18 protein-coding genes are annotated in these 18,638 nt (G+C 60.1%); 8 read left to right on the forward strand and 10 right to left on the reverse strand.

Going from position 1 to position 18,638, the window contains the following annotated elements:
* Entirely contained in the window at window positions 1-651 is a 651-nt protein-coding gene (locus tag BSU04_RS32805; protein ID WP_089164439.1) for a response regulator, read from the reverse strand.
* A complete protein-coding gene (locus BSU04_RS32810) occupies window positions 648-2,063 on the reverse strand; it encodes a cache domain-containing protein (protein ID WP_256983605.1) in 1,416 nt (471 codons plus the stop codon). The genes BSU04_RS32805 and BSU04_RS32810 overlap by 4 nt, the downstream gene beginning before the upstream one ends.
* Before the next feature lie 282 nt (window positions 2,064-2,345).
* Between BSU04_RS32810 and BSU04_RS32815 the strand changes: the two genes are divergently transcribed.
* Complete coding sequence (locus tag BSU04_RS32815) at window positions 2,346-2,549, forward strand: DUF3311 domain-containing protein (RefSeq protein WP_089164441.1); 204 nt, start codon at window positions 2,346-2,348, stop codon at window positions 2,547-2,549.
* Window positions 2,549-4,036 (forward strand): monocarboxylate uptake permease MctP, encoded by a 1,488-nt coding sequence (mctP, locus tag BSU04_RS32820; protein WP_089164442.1) that lies wholly within the window; start codon window positions 2,549-2,551, stop codon window positions 4,034-4,036. The genes BSU04_RS32815 and mctP overlap by 1 nt, the downstream gene beginning before the upstream one ends.
* An 82-nt stretch (window positions 4,037-4,118) precedes the next feature.
* Here the strand turns inward: mctP and BSU04_RS32825 are convergent, their stop codons facing one another.
* From BSU04_RS32825 to BSU04_RS32840, 4 genes are read right to left on the reverse strand one after another with little or no spacing between them, the layout of a single operon-like run.
* Window positions 4,119-5,015 carry an MBL fold metallo-hydrolase gene (locus BSU04_RS32825; RefSeq protein ID WP_089164443.1) on the reverse strand — a complete coding sequence of 299 codons (897 nt, stop codon included), beginning with the start codon at window positions 5,013-5,015 and terminating at the stop codon, window positions 4,119-4,121.
* Window positions 5,002-5,775 (reverse strand): SDR family NAD(P)-dependent oxidoreductase, encoded by a 774-nt coding sequence (locus BSU04_RS32830; RefSeq protein ID WP_089164444.1) that lies wholly within the window; start codon window positions 5,773-5,775, stop codon window positions 5,002-5,004. The genes BSU04_RS32825 and BSU04_RS32830 overlap by 14 nt, the downstream gene beginning before the upstream one ends.
* A gap of 10 nt (window positions 5,776-5,785) precedes the next feature.
* Window positions 5,786-6,757 carry a shikimate dehydrogenase family protein gene (locus tag BSU04_RS32835; protein WP_089164445.1) on the reverse strand — a complete coding sequence of 324 codons (972 nt, stop codon included), beginning with the start codon at window positions 6,755-6,757 and terminating at the stop codon, window positions 5,786-5,788.
* Window positions 6,754-7,404 (reverse strand): glucose-6-phosphate isomerase, encoded by a 651-nt coding sequence (locus BSU04_RS32840; RefSeq protein WP_089164446.1) that lies wholly within the window; start codon window positions 7,402-7,404, stop codon window positions 6,754-6,756. The genes BSU04_RS32835 and BSU04_RS32840 overlap by 4 nt, the downstream gene beginning before the upstream one ends.
* A 287-nt stretch (window positions 7,405-7,691) precedes the next feature.
* On the opposite strand from BSU04_RS32840, the gene BSU04_RS32845 reads away from it, so the two are divergent.
* The 6 genes from BSU04_RS32845 to BSU04_RS32870 all read left to right on the forward strand — a co-directional run bounded on the left by BSU04_RS32845 (window position 7,692) and on the right by BSU04_RS32870 (window position 15,422).
* Window positions 7,692-9,113 (forward strand): FAD-binding oxidoreductase, encoded by a 1,422-nt coding sequence (locus BSU04_RS32845; protein WP_089164447.1) that lies wholly within the window; start codon window positions 7,692-7,694, stop codon window positions 9,111-9,113.
* 54 nt (window positions 9,114-9,167) lie between these two features.
* The gene (locus BSU04_RS32850) at window positions 9,168-10,145 is read left to right on the forward strand and encodes a sugar ABC transporter substrate-binding protein (RefSeq protein WP_089164448.1); all 978 of its coding nucleotides are present in this window, start codon (window positions 9,168-9,170) and stop codon (window positions 10,143-10,145) included.
* A gap of 14 nt (window positions 10,146-10,159) precedes the next feature.
* On the forward strand, window positions 10,160-11,719 hold the full coding sequence (locus BSU04_RS32855) for a sugar ABC transporter ATP-binding protein (protein WP_256983606.1): 1,560 nt from the start codon (window positions 10,160-10,162) through the stop codon (window positions 11,717-11,719).
* Window positions 11,720-11,741: 22 nt separating this feature from the next.
* The gene (locus BSU04_RS32860; RefSeq protein WP_089164449.1) at window positions 11,742-12,761 is read left to right on the forward strand and encodes an ABC transporter permease; all 1,020 of its coding nucleotides are present in this window, start codon (window positions 11,742-11,744) and stop codon (window positions 12,759-12,761) included.
* 118 nt (window positions 12,762-12,879) lie between these two features.
* Complete coding sequence (locus BSU04_RS32865) at window positions 12,880-13,737, forward strand: SIS domain-containing protein (protein ID WP_089164450.1); 858 nt, start codon at window positions 12,880-12,882, stop codon at window positions 13,735-13,737.
* Window positions 13,738-14,225: 488 nt separating this feature from the next.
* Complete coding sequence (locus tag BSU04_RS32870; protein WP_306427246.1) at window positions 14,226-15,422, forward strand: porin; 1,197 nt, start codon at window positions 14,226-14,228, stop codon at window positions 15,420-15,422.
* A gap of 97 nt (window positions 15,423-15,519) precedes the next feature.
* Here BSU04_RS32870 and BSU04_RS32875 read toward each other — a convergent pair whose 3' ends face one another.
* Genes BSU04_RS32875 through BSU04_RS32885 form a run of 4 tightly spaced genes read right to left on the reverse strand, consistent with a single transcriptional unit; the run spans window position 15,520 to window position 18,624 of the window.
* On the reverse strand, window positions 15,520-16,290 hold the full coding sequence (locus BSU04_RS32875) for an SDR family NAD(P)-dependent oxidoreductase (protein ID WP_089164451.1): 771 nt from the start codon (window positions 16,288-16,290) through the stop codon (window positions 15,520-15,522).
* Window positions 16,291-16,302: 12 nt separating this feature from the next.
* Window positions 16,303-16,458 (reverse strand): hypothetical protein, encoded by a 156-nt coding sequence (locus BSU04_RS45895; protein WP_218827377.1) that lies wholly within the window; start codon window positions 16,456-16,458, stop codon window positions 16,303-16,305.
* Window positions 16,448-17,122: an HAD family hydrolase gene (locus tag BSU04_RS32880; RefSeq protein WP_089164452.1), complete on the reverse strand. Its 675-nt coding sequence runs from the start codon at window positions 17,120-17,122 to the stop codon at window positions 16,448-16,450. Before BSU04_RS32880 ends, BSU04_RS45895 begins: the two co-directional genes overlap by 11 nt.
* Window positions 17,119-18,624: a xylulokinase gene (locus BSU04_RS32885; RefSeq protein ID WP_089164453.1), complete on the reverse strand. Its 1,506-nt coding sequence runs from the start codon at window positions 18,622-18,624 to the stop codon at window positions 17,119-17,121. The genes BSU04_RS32880 and BSU04_RS32885 overlap by 4 nt, the downstream gene beginning before the upstream one ends.
* Between the last annotated feature and the right edge of the window lie 14 nt (window positions 18,625-18,638).

Raw genomic sequence — 18,638 nt, forward strand, 5'->3', positions numbered from 1 at the left:
CTATGCGCTGAAAAACTCGACAGCAAATTTGATGAGTTCCGCCTGACCTTCAATATCCAGTTTCCGCTTGATGGACATCCTGTGTGTCTCCACCGTCCGAATTGAAAGTTCGTGCAAAACTGCAATTTGCTTGTTCGACAAACCGTCCGCTATATCTCGAAGCAGCTCTTGCTCGCGAGGCGTCAGTTTTTTCGTCTGCAGGTAGCGAACGGAGTCGGGTGCGAGGCTTTTTTTCGGCAGTGCGGCAGTTTGCTTGAGGTGATCGTTGAAGTAGCTGCCACCACCCAGAATGGTGTAAATAGCCGCGATGATTTCCGTGGCAGGCGCATCTTTCAGGACGTACCCGCTCGCGCCTGCCGCCCGGGCCTCGGCCATGTATTCCGCATTGTTGTGCATCGATAAAACGAGAACATGCATCTCCGGTCGACGCACCCGTATTTCCCGCGTGAGCGCAACTCCGCTGCCGCCTTTCATACTCAGGTCGGTCAAGACCAGATGCGGTCGAAGACGCTCCATCACGCTTAGCGCTTCGGGCATATTGCTCGCCTCGCCCACCACCCGAAAACCTTCGATTGCATCCAGCCGCAACCTCAAGCCGTCGCGCACAAGCTGATGATCGTCTACTAACAAAATGTCGATGGTGCCTGTCATGTCCTGGCGCGGCCCGATGCAAATGAAGGAAGGTCGACGGGAATGACCGCTTTCAACTCGGTTCCTCCCTGTCGCGATTGAATCACGAATACGCCGTTAAGCGACTCCACACGCTCGCGCATATTGCGCAGTCCGATTCCTCGCCGGGGATCGGACTGTACTGCGTCATAACCAAAACCGACGCCGTCATCAATGATAGTCAGGATCACCTGGCCCTGCGCGCAGGCCAGCGTCATGCGTGCGCTGGATGCACGCGCATGACGCTGGATATTCGTCAGCGCTTCCTGCGCCACGCGAAACAGCGCGGTATTCACCGCGTCGGGCAAGGGATGCGCATCGCTTGACGCAGCATCAACGGCAATGTTCGTGTGAGGCGTCTCGCCCATTTCGTTGAACTCGAGTGCCAGTTGCCTAAGCGCGGCGCCCAGGCCGAGATCGTCCAGCATTGCCGGGCGCAGATCGTGAGAGATCTGCCTGATTTCGGCCAACGTTCGATTAGTTTGCGCCAGCGCTTTTTGTATGGGTGGCCCGCTTGCGTCGTTTCGATCGGAGTTCGACGGCTTGAATGCAAGCGCCGATTCCAGCAACAACTTGATCGACACCAGCATCTGACTAATGCCGTCGTGGAGCTCACGTGAGAGGCGGCCTCTTTCCGCCTCCTGTGATTCCACCACTTGGCGAGCCATGATTTTCAGTTGTGCGTCCGAGCTACGGTGGTCGGTCACGTTCAATGCAATGCCGCACGCGCCAATGAACCCCATGCCAAGTGCACCTATTAGCCCGATCAGGAAGAGGGTATGACGAATATTGGACGACGCCTGCCGCCCGGTTTGCAGGAGCGCCATGTTGACGTCGTCCAGGTAGATGCCGGTACCGACCATCCATCCCCACCGTTCGAAAGTCACGACATAACCCAGCTTGGGTTCGAGCTTATGAGTCGATGGGCGCTCCCACAAATATTCCACGAAACCGCCGCCGTTCCTCGCCTGTTTCAATAGGGACTGGATAGTAAGCGCGCCGTTAGGATCGTGCATGGACCATAGATTGGTCCCGACGAGCCCTGACAACCTGGGGTGCATCAGCAGATTGCCTTGCAGGTCATAGACGAAGAAATAGCCGTCGTTACCGAACTCCAGTTTGGACAATACCGCCAGTACCTGAGCGCGCGTGTCAGGATCGTCACGGCCGGAGTTGTACAACGGCGCGACCGCGCTTTCGGCTAGCGCGACGTAATTCTTGAGTTCGACTTCCTTGCTGCTGCGGTAAGCGGCCGCAATGGCGCTCTGCTCCGAACTCGACAAGGCGCTTGCTTGCAAGGACACCGCGATGGCGATCGTAGCCATTGCTCCGATGAACGGCAGAAGAGCGAGCAGCAACCACTTACGTCTCATGCCGTGCAAAGAGAGTCGCATCCAAAAGATTCCGCGTAGAAGTTAGACTGCCGGGCGAACGGTGCCGCCCAATACGGATTGTGCCATCGAGACAGCCAGGCGTTCTCAAGCGACTCTGGGTCTGCGTAGTAATACGTAGGGTGATTCCGCGCTTGACGATTGAACGATACGCTCTGCGCAAGCCTTGCCTGTCCCCGTTCGATCACGCCGCGCCCCTCTACGTATTACTACGGAAGGCGGCTCAGGAAATTCCACCAATACTCCGGCTCCAGTTCCAAAAGAAACTGAATCCAGGAGATTGATGTGAGCTCAGAAAGCATTCCCAGCGGAAAACGCACAGCGGGCACGCTGTTGCTGCTGATTCCCTACGTGGCCTTATTGTGGCTGCCCTTTTATAACGAAGCACACCCCTCATTGATGGGTTTCCCGTTTTTCTATTGGTACCAGTTGTTGTGGGTGCCGTTGACGTCGTTGATTTTATACGTGGTTTACAGGTGGGTCCGATAATGCCGACGACATTCAACTGGACCTCCGGTCTCGTATTCATTGGATTTTTTGCGCTGGTCACGGTGCTCGGATTTTTCGCGGCGCGCTGGAAGGCGGGCGACCTCACCCAATTGCACGAATGGGGTCTGGGCGGGCGGCAGTTCGGCCCCGTCATTTCGTGGTTCCTGGTGGGCGGCGATTTCTATACCGCCTATACAGTGATCGCCGTGCCCGCGCTGGTCTATGCGGTTGGCGCTTATGGATTTTTCGCGCTGCCTTACACCATCATCGTCTATCCGTTCGTCTTTGCAGTGATGCCAAAGTTGTGGTCGGCCTGTCAGAAGAACAATCACATCACAGCGGCTGACTTCGTGCAGGGCATCTACGGCGGCCGCTGGTTTGCAGCGGCCATCGCCCTGACGGGGATCATTGCAACCATGCCTTATATCGCGCTGCAACTCGTCGGCATGCAGGTGGTGATCAAGAGCCTGGGGGTGACCGGCGAGTTGCCGCTGGTCGTCGCTTTCGTGATTCTCGCCGTGTACACCTATGCGAGCGGCTTGCGCGCGCCGGCCATGATCGCCTTTGTCAAAGACATCATGATCTATATCGTGGTGATCGCGGCAATCTGGCTCATTCCCAGCAAGCTCGGCGGCTATGCGTCGGTATTCGACGCGGCAGATCACTTCTTCACCGCGAAAGGCGGTTCGACGGGCATCACGCTCAAGGCTAGCCAGTTCACGGCCTATGCGTCGCTGGCATTCGGGTCGGCGATGGCGGCCTTTATGTATCCGCATACGCTGACGGGCGTGCTAAGTTCGAAAAGCGCGAAGACGATCAAGCAAAATGCGATCGCCCTGCCCGCTTACACGCTGCTGCTGGGCCTGATTGCACTCCTCGGCTACATGGCGATTGCGGCAGGCGTGAAAGTGACGTCGGCGACCGATGTGGTGCCCGCGCTGTTCCTCAAATTGTTCCCGTCGTGGTTTGTCGGCTTCGCAGCCGCTGCGATTGCGATCAGCGCGCTGGTGCCCGCCGCCATCATGTCGATTGGTTCGGCCAATCTGTTCACGCGCAATTTGTGGAAGCCGCTGATCCAACCCAATATCACGCCGTCGCAGGAAGCGACCAATGCGAAAGTGGTATCGCTGGCCGTGAAGTTGGGCGCGCTGGTATTCATCATTTTCCTGCCAACGCAGTTCGCAATCGATCTGCAATTGCTTGGCGGCGTCTGGATCTTGCAGACGTTTCCCGCCGTCGTGTTTTCACTCTATACGCGCTGCCTCAAGCTGCCTGCGCTGTTTATCGGGTGGCTGGCGGGTATTGGACTTGGGACCACGCTGGCGTTCATGCAAGGCATCAAGCCCATTTACGCGGTTCATCTGGGTAACGCAACGTATCCGGTTTATATCGGCGTGCTCGCGCTGGGAGTCAATATTGTCTTGACCCTCGTACTGTCGGCTGTGTTACCCGCGAGGAGCACATCTATAAGCCGGTCTCCGATCTAGAACAGGGTATCGACTACGGTGTGGTCATAATCGACCATCGGGACTCTGAATCCGACCACTGGCGTTTGCGGAAACCAATGTGTTACCGCAAACGCCACCCCTGCCCCTGCTGCGCACGAAACATCTCAAAGCCATTGGCTTTCTCAAGCGTGATACGCCGGTCGATCACATCGCTCGATATCGTGTTGAAATCGAACAAGCCATAGTGATGCGCGATCATCGCGCGGGCGCCACCGTTGCGCGCCAAGGTCACCGCTTCGTCAAGCGTGAAGTTGCCCGGAACGCCATTGCCGCTGCGCTGGGCATCGCGTCCATTGACCGGCAACAACGCAACGTGCGGGGCATGCACCGCGACTGCTTCCTCAAGGCCCGGATACGGAATGCAATCGCCTGAGTGATACAAACGGACGCCCCCGGCATCGATGACATAACCGAGCCACGGATAATTACCGTTCGCGTCCCGGTCCAGCGTCTCGTGCGCGGATGCTATAGGCGAGACGAAACAACCGTCCAGAATCTCCGTGCGCTCGCCCGCATTCACCGCAATCAGGCGATCGATGCCGGCTTCGCATCGTTTGACAGCTTCATCGACCACGGCCGCGGGCACGACGAAGCGGGCCTTTGGAAATCTTATCGCTAGCGGCTGCAACGTCCCCGGGTCCATGTGATCCGTGTGCCGGTGCGTGCACAGCACGACATCCAGCCTGTCCAGTTCATCGGGCAGGATGGGCGCAGCCATCATCCTCGCATGCGGAAATTTCGTGCCTTGGTATTTCTGCGCCAGCGAATTGGACAGGTAGGGATCGATCAACATCCTGAACCGGTTGAACTCGATCACAAAACCCGCTTGACCTAACCAGTACAGCGTCACTTCACCAGATCGAGGGCTGGAGCGTGGATCGAGAAGCCGGTCGCGCAATGACGTATGGAACGTTTCAGCGCGAAGGCTTGGCGACGTCGACGCATCACCAACAGACATAACCGCCGTCGGCCAGGACGATCGATCCGGTCATCAGGCTTGCAGCATCGCTGGCGAGAAACAGAATGACCGCTGCCACTTCATCAACGCGTCCCATCCGGTTCATCGGCGTACCGCCAACCCAGTGCTGCAATTTCTCCTTGTCCTGGTAGACATAGGTGTTCATCTCAGTGTCGATATACGTCGGCGCGACGGCATTCACGCGCACACCCCGCGCGCCCCACTCCGCTGCCAGTGACTTCGTCAGATGATGAACCGCCGCCTTCGACGCGTTGTAGTTCACCTGCTCCTGCGGCCGGTTGACGATAAACCCCGACATGGAACCCACGTTCACGATGCTCCCCGCACCGCGCTCGAGCATGCCTTTGCCGAACGCGCGGCAAGCCCAGAACACGCCATTGAGGTTGACGTCGATGACCTTGTTCCAGATCTCGTCGGTCATGGTTTCAGCCGGATGATTCGAGATCGCGATACCCGCGTTGTTGACCAGCACGTCCACGCGGCCGTGGCGCGCGACAACGGCGTCGTTGACGCGCTGGGCAGCGCCGGGGTCGGTGACATCGAAGCGCTCGGTTTCCACACGCAAGCCTTTCGATGCCAGCGTTTCGGCTGCCTTGGCAAGCAAGTCAGCGTTCATGTCCGTCAGGACAACCAGCGCGCCGGCTTCGGCCAGCGCCTCGACGGTGGCGAGACCAATGCCTCGCGCCGCGCCGGTGACAACGGCGATCTTGCCGGTCAGCTTGAACTTGTCGAGATACATGCAGGGATCCTTAAATGGGTTGAGCGGGCGCCGGCTTGCCGGCTTGCGCCGCGATCCGGCTGATCTCGTCGAACGCGGGGCCGCGCACCGGAATGTCGACATGAAAGACTTCGGCGATCACGCGGGTCCAGCCATAGATGAAGTAGGTCCAGCCGTCCTCAATCTGAAGCGCGCGCGTGGTTTCCTGAGCCCGTGCCTGATCAAGGAAAACCAGGTTGCCGCGATAGTTGAGATCCCAGACGACCGCGCGTTCCGGAAACACGGCCGCGTCGCTCAACGGCGAACCCGGCGCATCCTTACCGAGTCCGGTGGCGTTGATCACCAACGCACCCGGCGACAAACGCTGCAAGACGGCGTCGTTATCTTCGGCCTTCGGCGCAACGACATACTCGCATGGAACATCGAATTTCAGCTCGCGATGAATACGTTCGATTTCCTCCAGCCTGCCAGCCGATCGATTCGACACAATGACCTTCGACGGCCGGTTCGCGCCACGCTCCTTTTGCATCAGATGCCAGGTCAGCGCGATGGTCGACCCGCCCGCGCCCATCGAAAAAACTTCCGCGCCGGTGGTGGCGAAGTGATCCTTGTGGAGGAAACCATCGAGTGCAAAACCCGACGTGATCGGATCCTTCGCATGACAGATGAATTTTCCATCCTGCTTGGAGAGGCAACTCGTTTCGCCCATGATCCGCGCGGTCGGATCGATGACATCGAAAATGGCCTGACAGGCCGCGTACAAATCGATCTTGTGCGTGGTGACCAATGCGCCGAGCGACAGCGGATCATGCTTGAGGAATTGGACCGCCTCCCGGTACGCTTCGGGCGAAGCGTGCGGCTGGAAATCGATGCCCTTCATTGCCACGTCGCCCAGGCCGAGATGTTTCGCCCATTCGGGGAACACGCGCATGATCGAACTCTGTGCGGTCGTCACGCCGATGAAATAGAACGTGGGCCGCACGGCGGATTGATAGGCGCTCATCTCGACACTCCTTCTCGGGCCATGACGCCACGCGCCAGCAGAGCGTCGACTTCCTGCTCCGTGCGCGGCTTGTAATGCGGGTTAGGTACGCTGCGCCATGCGCCCGCACCGTCATCGACTATACGCAACTTCATGCCGTTCGACTGCTCGATGATCGCGTAGTCCTGACCCGAATCCGCCGGATAACAGAACAGCATCACGAAGTCCTCCTGCCCAAGATTCACTGACCGGTGAATCCACCGCGGCGGCACATAACACGCCGTGTTCGCCCTGACCTCGACCACACGCGTATCGCCTGTGGGCGACTCCATCACCATCACACCGAAACCCTTGAGCCCGAAGTACAACTCGGGCCGGTCGATTGCCGCATGAATGTGGCCCCGCGTCATGAAGAACTCATCGCCGACCTTGCCGGGACTCATGCGGGTCACGCCGGTGATCAGGTCGCCCGGGTTGCTGTTGGGCCGGTGGTCGGTGACCTCATACACCACCTCATCGCCGCGAGCGGCTGCGAGCGCGTCGAACGCGGCGGGATCGGCATACAGCCCGTCCAGGTCGCGCAGGAACTTCTGATAACGCGAGCCGGTGCCGGTCATCAAGCCGGTCTGCAAGTCGACATCGAAGGAACGCGGTTCAGGCCATTGCATCGGGTCCATCTCCTTGAAAGTGCGAGTCGCTTCGCCTTGATGAACCTCGGTGAGTGTTATCGCAGGCTAAACGTTAGTTTTAATAATGATATATTTAACACAATTTCAAAACATGGGGGTTATCCCCGAAGCTTTAGCTCTTTATTTCTAGATAATGATAGCTATACTATCGTTCATGATGTGCAGACACAACGTTATTCCTGCTAACGTTGTGTCATACGCAAAGTCGTACGCAAGGCAAGACGGCCTTCAAGAGCGCTGCGCGCCAACCCCGCTGGAGAGATTTGATGCACGAACAACCGTCCCCTGAGCGCAGCCCTTCGCAGTGCGCCGTGAACGCGCTGCGCGAGGCACTCGGAGCCGATGTGGTCAGCCTGCCGCACGAGTTCACCGGAAGGAAGAATTCGGACTCGAGCCGCATGCCGTGCGAGGAGCCGCTGGCGCTGATCCGGCCGCGCAATACGGAACACGTTGCCACTGCGCTGCGGATCTGCCATGAGCACCGGCAACCGGTGGTCACGCAAGGTGGCTTGACGGGGCTCGCAGGGGGCGCGACTTTCCTCGGCGCAGAAGTGGCGTTGAGCCTGGAACTGATGAACGGCATTGAAAGTATCGACTCCGTCAGCGCGTCCATGACCGTGCTGTCCGGCACGCCGTTGCAAATCGTCCAGGAAGCCGCCGACGCTGCGGGCTTCATGTTTCCGCTGGATCTCGGCGCACGCGGAAGCTGCACGATCGGTGGCAATCTCGCGACCAACGCGGGGGGAAACCGCGTAATCAAGTACGGGATGATGCGCGACCAGGTGCTCGATATCGAAGCCGTGCTGGCAGATGGCAGCATCGTCGGCGGCTTGCGCAAGATGATCAAGAACAACACGGGGTACGACCTGCGCAACCTGTTGATCGGCAGCGAAGGAACGCTGGCCGTCATCACGCGCGCCGTGCTGCGCTTGCGGCCCAAACCCCGCGCGGTATCCACGGCATGGTGCGGCCTGCCGAACTACGACGCCGTGACCACATTGTTGCGACGCGCCCAGGAAAGCCTGCCCGCGGGGGTGTCCGCATTCGAAGTCATGTGGCCCGGTTATTACGATTTCGTGCTGTCGCGCTTGCCCGAACTACGCGCGCCGCTTGAAGGAAAACATGCGTTCTACGTGCTGCTGGAAAGCAGCGGCGCCGATCCCGCACGTCAGGCCGACGCCTTCGAAGACTTCCTCTCCGGCATGCTCGAAGAAGGACTGATCAGCGATGCCGCGCTCGCCTCGTCGGAGTCGGATGCCGCCGCGTTCTGGGCCATTCGCGACGCGCCCGGTGAATATCAACGGCTGATTCCCGGCCGCGTCTCCTTCGACGTCAGCTTCTCGATCGCCGACGTAGGCGTTGCCGCTCACCGATGCGAACAGCAGCTTCGCGAACACTGGCCCAACGCGACCATCCTGATCTACGGACATCTCGGCGACGGCAATCTGCATATCGTCGTTCAGGAACCCGATTGGCCGCAGGACACGGCGCCCAAGGTCCAGGCGGTGGTGTACGGCGTGACCGGAGAGATGGGTGGCTCTGTATCGGCGGAACACGGCATTGGCACGAAGAAGCTGAAGGTGCTCGCGTTGTCGCGTACCCCCGCCGAACTTGCCGCCATGCGTGCCATCAAGGCCGCGCTCGATCCGCTAAACATTCTCAATCCCGGAAAGTTGTTGCCGCACTGATTCAACAGTTTTTATGTTTTTTAAAACCGCCAAACCCTAACAAAAGGAGGAGACATGACGCGGTTCGTGAAGCAGGTGATGTGTGGTGTAGCGCTGGCAGTGGCAAGCGTAGTTGCAACGGCCCCGGCGTTTGCTGCCGACAAGATGAAAGTCGGCATTTCCATGAAGGTGCTCAACGCGCCTTACTTCTCGGCTGCCATGGAGTCAGCCAAAGCGCGTGCTACGGAAAACGGTGCCGACGTCATTACGGCCGACGCCCAGGGCAAGATGGGCAAGCAGATCTCGGACGTGGAAGACATGTTGACCCGTGGCATCAAGGTGCTGATCATCGACCCGGCCGATCCCAAAGGTCTCGTCAATGCGGTGAACACAGCCACTGCCGCCGGCGTGAAAGTGGTCGTGATCGACAGTACGCTCGACCCCAAGGCTAACTACCTGACGCTCGTGCAATCGTCGAATCGCGAGAACGGTGCGCTGGTCGGCTCATGGGTCGTCGACACCATGGGCGACAAGCCGCTGAAGATCGCGCTGATCTCCGGCGAGAAAGGCAATCCGGTCGGCAAGGAACGTCGTGACGGCGTGATGGAAGGGATCATCGAAGCGCAACTCGCCAAGACCGGCAAGGTCAACATGCAGATCGTCGGTCAGGGCTGGGGCAACTGGTCGGATGAAGGCGGGTTGAAGGCCATGGAAGATTTGCTGGTCGCCAACAAGGACATCAACATGGTGCTCGGCGAAAACGACAGCATGGTCCTCGGCGCACGCCGCGCAATCGAAAGTGCGAACCGTCAGGGCATCACGCTGGTGGCGGCCGCCGACGGTCAGAAGGAAGCGCTCAATCTGATCCGCCAAGGCAAGTACGGCGCGACCGCACTGAACGACCCGGCACTCGTCGCGCGCACGGCGGTGGACATTGGCATGAAGGCGGCGAAGGGCGAGGCGAGCAACGTGCCGAAGATTTCGTACACACCGTCCGCCGTGATCGACAAGGACAACGTCGACAAGTTCTACAACCCGAAAGCGATCTTCTAAAGACGCACGGGTTCATGCGACGCGCGCCGGCCGAGCCGGTGCGCGTGCATCCCGGAGACACCTTCATGATTCCATTCATCGCCCTGACCGGCGTCGACAAGCGCTTCGGCGGCATTCACGCCATAGAAGGCGTCGACTTCGATGTCCTTAGCGGCGAAGTCCATGCGCTCGTCGGCGAGAACGGCGCGGGTAAATCGACGCTGATGCGCATGATCGGCGGCGGCCATCAACCCGATGCCGGTTCGATCAAGGTCGAAGGACGCCCAATATCCTTTCGCAATCCGCATGCGGCCATGGAAGAAGGCATTGCGGTGATTCATCAGGAAACGGCATTGGCGCCGGATTTGTCGGTGGCTGAAAACGTATTCCTCAGCGCGTTGCCGACCGTGATCGAGTGGCGTTCGCTGCGCAAGAATGCGCATGCATTGATTGCGAGTCTCGGCTTCGATATCGACCCCTCCGCGCTGGTCTCGAGCCTATCCACCGCGCAATGCCAGGTGATCGAGATTGCCAAGGCGCTGAGCCGCAAAGTGAAGCTGCTGGTGCTCGACGAGCCGACCGCTGCGCTCGCGCCATCCGATGCCAACAAGCTGCTCGAGATCGTGCGCGGCTTGCGCTCGCGCGGCGTGGGCATTGTATATATCTCTCATCGGCTGGAAGAAGTGTTTGCCATAGCGGACCGCATCACGGTGCTCAAGGACGGCAAGCGCGTCGACACCGTCAAGCCTGCTGATCTCGGCATGGATGAACTTATTCGCAAGATGGTCGGCCGCCCGCTCTCAGTGCTGTTCCCGCAACGTCACGCAAGCCTGGGCGACGAAGTGCTGAAGGTCACGGACCTGGCACGCGGCCATGCCGTGCGCAATGTGTCGTTCACGCTGCGTGCAGGTGAGGTGGTGGGACTGGGCGGCCTGATCGGTTCTGGACGCACCGAAGTTGCCCGGCTGATCTTCGGTGCGGACATGCGTGACTCCGGCACCATCGAACTGAAGCAAAAGCTGCTGGCTGTCCGCTCGCCAATGGCAGCCGTCAAGGCCGGCATCGGCTTCGTCCCTGAAGACCGCAAAGGCCAGGGCGCGGTGCTATCGATGCCGATCCGCGTCAACGCCACGCTCGCTGCGCTTAAATCCGTCAGCCTCCCCGGCGGTTTCCTCGCCTTCGGCCGCGAGCGCGCATTCGTTCAAAAGTTGATGGAACAACTGCGCATCAAGGCCCGTTCGATGGACGCCGACGTCTCCACGCTATCAGGCGGCAACCAGCAAAAAGTCGTGCTCGCCAAATGGTTTCATGCGGACGGCGACCTGATCATCCTCGACGAACCTACGCGCGGTGTCGACGTGGGCGCCAAGGTGGAAATCTATACGCTGATCAACCAGCTCGCGGAACGGGGCAAGGCGGTGCTCGTGATCTCGTCGGAGCACCAGGAGTTGATGGGCTTGTGCGACCGCATTCTCGTGATGGGCGAAGGCGAGATTCGCGGCGAACTCCAGCCCGCCGATTACAGCGAAGAGCAGATCCTCTCGCTCTCCTTGCGTCGCGCACCGGACGAAGCGCCCGCAGCGCTTACCCACTAAACCAGATCCGGAGACTCGCATCATGAATCCCAGCGCTGCCACTCAGAAGACCCAGAAGACCCAGAAGACTCAGAAGACGCATCAGGCGCAATCGGGCCACGCAAGACATTGGTGGTCGGTCGCGCGCCGCTTCAACACGGTTGCCATCCTGATCGTGCTCGTGATCGCCGCGTCATTCGTGTCGAGCGATTTCTTCTCGGTGGCGAACCTGTCCAACATTTCGCGTCAGGTCGCGGGCGTCGGCATCATGTCCGTGGGCATGCTGCTGGTCGTGCTGACCGGTGGTATCGACTTGTCGGTCGGCTCCATCGCGGCGCTGGGCAGCGTGGTCTCGGCCATGCTCATCCCCCAGTACGGCCTGAGTGCCGCGCTGCTCGTCACGCTGCTGGTGGGTGGTCTATGCGGCTTTGTATCGGGCGCGTTGATCGCGTGGTTCCGCCTCACGCCGTTTGTCGTCACGCTCGCGATGATGACCGTTGCGCGCGGTGTCGCCATGATTGTCTCCAACGGTTCGCCGATCCTCGTCGATGATCCAGGTCAGGCGCTGCTCGACTTCGGCCGTCATTCATATTTCGGCATACCCGGCCCGACCCTCGTGATGCTGATCGTATTCGTGATTGGCGGGATTGCGCTGAACCGGCTTCGTGCAGGCCGCGTGGTCCGCGCGATCGGATCGAACGAGGAAGCCGTGCGGCTGTCGGGCGTACCGGTCGCGCGCCATGTACTCGGCACCTATGTCAGTTCGGGACTGCTCGCGGCGCTTGCCGGCATCATTTCGACATCGCGCGCCGGGGTCGGTGCACCGACGGTCGGCGTGGGCGACGAGTTGACCGTGATCGCCGCGGTCGTGATCGGCGGCGCGAGTCTGGCGGGCGGTAAAGGCGGTGCCTTGAATACGCTGACGGGCGTGCTGATTTTGGGGGTGATCGGCAACATCATGAACCTCGCCAGCGTGCCGGGTTACCATCAGCAAGTGGTGATGGGCGTGATCATCGTCGCGGCGGTCCTGTCGCAACGCGGCGCGCGTTTTTGGCGCCGCTAGTTAATCCGACGCATGAGTCCGACGCATGAGTCCGATCCGTGAGTCCGATCCGTGAGTCCGATCCGTGAGTCCGATACACTTGGCGGCCTGGCCCTACGCCTGAACGAAGGAACACCAAGTGCCCGATTACAACATCCTCGAACTGATCGACCGCGCGCGTCCCGGCCTTCGCCGCGGCAGCCGGCAAGTGGCCGAGTACATCCTTGCAAACCTGGGTTCGATCTCCGACATCAACCTCGCCGAGCTTGCCCGCAACGCTCAGGTCAGCGAGCCCACCGTGCTGCGCTTTTGCGCGACGCTCGGCTGCAGCGGCTTCAAGGACTTCAAGATCCGCATGGTGCAGAGCCTGGCGCTCGGCGCCCCTGCCACGCACTCGGTACTCGCCAAGGGCGATGACCCGGAAACCATTGCCACCAAGATCTTCGACTACACCATCACGAGCCTCGACTGGGCGCGCAAGAAGCTGGATTTCGCGGCTATCGGGCGGGCGGTGGATTTGCTGGCGAAAGCGCGGCGGATCGAGTTCTTCGGCTTTGGCGCATCCGGCATTGTCGCGCTGGACGCGCAGCAGAAGTTTCCGCTTTTCGGCGTGCCGTGCGTCGCGCATCAGGATTCGCACCAGCAGTTCATTGCGGCTTCCATGCTCAAGCCCGGTGACGCGGTTGTGGCCATCTCGAACACCGGCTCTACCCGTTCGCTGATCGAGGTCGCGCGGACCGCCCGCGAACGCGGCGCAAGCGTCATCGTGATCACGGGATCGAATAGCCCACTGGCCAGTTTCTCGGACGTCGCGGTGATTGCGGAGACGCTGGAAAATACCGATGTCTATACGCCGACCACGTCCCGGCTCGCTGCACTTGTCATTATCGATATTCTCTCGACCAGCGTCGCGCTACGCAAAGGCGACGCTCATATGCTCGCCGTGCTGGACATGAAAAAGCGCCTGGCCGACATGCGCTCGACCGGCGTCATCTGATCGCGGCTACCCCACGTTGCTTGCATAAAATGACAGATGCCTCCTTGGCCTTTGCATGAGGCGCTCGCCCCGCGCCTCAGGTCTGCATAGAGATCTGATTAGGGCAGACAAGCCTGAATTTCCCCGAAATTGCGAGCCTTTCAATAACGTGTTGTTCAAATAATACGCATGCGGATCAAATGTTCCGGATGGGCTCGAAGGTAAATATCATTTCACAAAATTGAAATCGGGCCAGATTAAGGTTCGTCGAGCCGGACGCTCAGTACCCTTCGAAAACCTTACACCTCGATGGATACAGGGCGATACGCCTGCTTGTGATCGGGTCGGTCTTAAGTCTGACGGCTTGGAATGCTAATTATTTCGGCTATATGAATTTTTGGCACATTGCTTTAGAAAGCAACGGAATAACCAAACAATCAAACATCAGTGGGACTTTTCGACCCTATCAAATAGGATGACTCCTCTTTTCCCAACTGAAGCACAACAAAATGAAAATCCAAAAGACCACGGCTGCCATCCTTGCTATCGGAGCATTGTCCGGCGCCGCACACGCACAAAGCAGCGTGACCCTGTACGGCATTGCCGACGGTGGCATTCTCTTTAACAACAACGTCAAGGGCAGCAAGCTCTACAGTCTGTCGAGCGCCAACTCGTCGCGCTGGGGTTTGCAAGGTGCTGAAGACCTGGGCGGCGGCCTTAAGGCGATCTTCACAATTGAAAACGGCTATACCCTCGGCACCGGCGCATTGAGCCAGGGCGGCCTGGAGTTCGGCCGCAAGGCCTTCGTCGGCCTGACGAGCAGTACTTACGGTACGGTGACGCTGGGCCGCCAGTATTCGGCGAGCAATGACGCCACCTCCTCCTTCGCGTCCGGCGCCGACTGGGCCGCATCCGGCCTCGGCTACGGCACGCGCGCAGGCGACGTCGATAACGTGGATACGTCGAACCGCATCCAGAACGCCATCAAGTACACGAGCCCCAACTACCGTGGCTTGACGGTCGGCGTCCTGTACAGCCTGGGCGGCCAGGCCGGCCAATTCTCGAGGAACGAAGTCACCGACGCAGCCGTGTCGTACGTCAACGGCCCGATCAAGGTTGGCGCAAGCTACAACTTCACCAAGGACCCGTACTACGCAACGTTCGGCAACCAGGGCAACTCGTCGTCGCCGACGTCGGCCGCAGGCGGAAACAACAACATGGCGAGCCGTATTTACGGCGGCTACGCGTCGGCGGGCTCGCAGCAGATCATCACGGCCGGCGGTTCGTACGTGCTGGGATCGGCAACAATCGCCCTGCTGTACTCGAACACGCAGTTCCAGAACCTCGGTCAGGTCAATGCAGTCGGCAGCTACGGCACCAAGTACAACGGCGGCACCGCTACGTTCAATTCGGGCGAACTGAACGTGAAGTACGCGTTGACCCCGGCGCTTACGGTGGCCGGCGCCTACATCTACACGCATAACAGCGGCGCAGATGGCGTGGGCAGCGCCAAGTACAACCAGTTCAACCTGGGCACCATCTACTCGCTGTCCAAGCGTACATCGCTCTACGCAACCGGCTTCTTCGAAACGGCTTCCGGCGTGGATTCGACGGGCAAACAAGCTGTTGCAGACTTCAGCGGATCGTCCTACTCGTCTAACAACCACCAGTTGGCCGCGATTGTTGGCATCACGCACAAGTTCTAAAAAAGTGGTGTGACGCTTCGGAGGGTACTCCTAAGCGTTTACTGAAATATCTGGCCTTTTCTCTCCGGGTTTTGCCGGAGAGAAAAGGCTTTTTTCTTCATACTCCGGTCGCGTACCCTCCGTCCACAGGCAAGGTCACGCCCGTGATGAACGCCGACGCCGGCGATGCCAGGAACAACGTCGCACCAACCAGATCGTCCACTTCGCCCCAACGCTTGAGCGCGCTGCGAGCCGCGATCTTCTCCGCGCTGGCCGGCACTTCCCATAGGGCCCGTGTCATGTCGGTGCGGTGGTAGCCCGGCGCAATCGCGTTCACACGCACGCCTGCCGGGCCGAACGCGTGAGCCAGCGAGCGCGTCAACCCGAGAATGCCACTCTTGCTTGCACAATAAGCCGGCACATCCACGTCGGCGATATAACTCAGCATCGACGCCACGTTGACGATCGATCCACGCGCGTGTTCAAGTTTGTCACGAGCGGCCATCGCGAGGCGCATGGCAGCCGTCAGATTCACGTCGATCACTTCGCGAAAGACATCGTCACGATATTCATCGACCGGACGCGCCACGCCGGCCGCATTCACGAGCACATCGAGCACGCTCAGCTTGGCGACAAAACGCTTGATGGCGTCGTTATCGCGGACATCCAGTTGCGCGAAGCGAATGCCTTCGAGCGCGGCGTCCGCACGCAAACCTTCGAGCTTGCTCGCCGAGCTGCCGGTTGCGATCACCTGCGCGCCCAACGCTGCAAAACCCTGCGCGATCGCGAGTCCAATGCCGCTCGTTGCGCCCGATACGAGGACCGTCTTGCCGTCGAAGAGGCCGGGACGGAACGCGGCTGTTTCCGCGCCTTTGAGTTCGCCTGTCATGTTGTCTCGCTTTTAAACTTGGTGATCGAATTCCGCCCCGTACCGGTCCATCGCCTTCAACGCGGCAACGACCAAGGGTGCATCCACGGGATACGGTTCGTTGTGGATGATCTCACCCGCCCGGCATGCGCGCTTCGCCACGGTCTCGCGCGCCGCTTCATCGCTCACGTACGCGAGGCGTGAGTTGAACGCCGAGTGCTTCGGCGAGTTCGTGTTCGGAGCGCACAAAACGAGCGCCCTCGGGAAAGGTGCCTGCAGCGCTTTCACGCTCGGGCCATGCGAGCACCCGCATGCCGGCAGCGATAGCCGCGCGCGCACCGGTCGGGCTGTCTTCCACCACGATCGTTTCCTCAGGCGTCACGCGCAGCAGCCACGCAGCGCGCTGATACGGCTCGGGGTCGGGCTTGCCTGCGCGCACGTCGTTGACGCTGATCGAGATCAGTTGCGGGTCCTGCAAGTCGAGCGCGCGAAGCCCTGCTTCAAGCAACATGCGCGATGAATTCGACACAATTGCCTGCCGTGTTCCCGCTGCGCGCACCGCGTGATAGACGCTGAGCGCACCGGATCGTGCCTGCATCTTCGGAGCTTCGGACAAATAGTGCCGCGCCCTTGCCATCGACCATTGGCCGTAGTCGAAATCGATACCAAATCGCTCGCAGCAGTACGCATGTACTTCGCGGCCGGTCTTGCCGAATATCGATGCATGCAGGTCGTCGCCCGCCTCTATTCCATGATGGGTCAACACGGCGACCAGCGTGCTCAGATGCAGCGCTTCGCTGTCGGCGAGCGTGCCGTCCATGTCCCACAGGACGGCTTTGATTGCTTGCGTCATGCATGAGCCTCGGCGAGACGATCCAGGTCGTCGTAGAACTGTTGCGAGCTCACATAGAGCCGCTCGAAGATCGGCATCATCCGATCGTAAGTGTCGCTTGCACGCGGGTCCGGCAAGACCTCGCGTTCAAACTGGACGAAGGCCGCGACTGCATCGCCCAGACGCGCGAACTGGCCGTGTGCGGTCGCGGCAAGAATCGCGCAACCGATCACGCCACATTCGAGTTGAGCCGGCACGAGGATAGGCGTGCGATACATGCTTGCCTTGATCTCAAGCCACAGGGCAGCCTTGGCGCCGCCGCTTGCCGCGACCAGCCGCTCCATGTGCACGCCCGCCGATTCGATCACGCCAATGTGCCGTCGCACGCCAAACGCGACCCCTTCCAATACCGCTCGATGCAGATGCGCCGCTCCATGCTTGGCTGCGATACCGAAGAACTGGGCGCGCGAATTCGAATGTTCGCCAAGCCTTTCACCTGTCAGATAAGGCAGGAAGAACAAGCCCTCGGAACCGACGGGAGCATCGGCGGCTTTCCGCGCAACGGCCTCGTAGCTCAGGGTGTTTTCGTGGAATGCACGACGCGCCCAGCGCACTGCGTCGCCGCCCGAATCGAGCAGCATGAAGCGTCCCCAGAGCCCTTGCGCCGAGACCATGTTCGAGACTTCCGGGTGCAGCATGGGAGTATCCGCGATCACCGTGATGATCGACGACGTGCCAGTGATATCCGAGCCGAGACCGGGCCCGTGCACGCCTGAGCCGAGCATCGAAAGCGCAAAGTCCGCACCCCCCACGAGCACCGGTGTACCTTCGCGCAGGCCAGTTGCCCAAGCGGCTTCCGAGGTGACCATTCCCAGTATGTCTTGAGGCGAGCGGATGGGCGCAAGCTTGCTGCCGTCCAGACCGAGTGTGTCGAGCATGGTCTGGGACCAGGAGCGTGTCTCCGGGTCCATCAGGAAGCTCGTGGAGGCATCGCTCCAGTCCCAGGCACGCTCGCCTGTCAACCGGAAGTTGATGTAGTCCTTCGGCATGAACACCGTTGCCGCGCGTTCGTATGCATCAGGCTCATTCTGCTTGAGCCACTGCAGTTTGAAGCCGGGCCATGCGGGTGTTGCCGGGTTGGCCGTCAACGGCAGATACGACGCAGCAGTCTGGCTCGCGCGAAAAGCGGCCACTTGAGCAAGCGTGCGTTTGTCGTTCCACAGCGGCGCGGTTTCGCGGGTCAGATGACCGTCGGCGTCGATCAGCACGGTCCCATGCATCTGACCGCACGCGCAGATAGCAGCGATGTTGTCGGGGGCACGGGGCGTGCTGCCAAGGACCTCCTGGATTGCACCGGCTACGCCCTGCCACCAGTCGGTCGGGCGCTGTTCAGACCAGCCGTAGCGCGGCACGATCTGCTCGTGTTCGCGGGCAGCAATGCTCACGATGACGCCACGCGAATTGACCAGGGCGGCGCGAGCGCTGCCCGTGCCAACGTCGATGGCGAGGTAATACGTCTCCATTACCCGGATCCTCA

The sequence above is a fragment of the Caballeronia sordidicola genome (assembly GCF_002220365.1).
Classification (GTDB): domain Bacteria; phylum Pseudomonadota; class Gammaproteobacteria; order Burkholderiales; family Burkholderiaceae; genus Caballeronia; species Caballeronia sordidicola_C.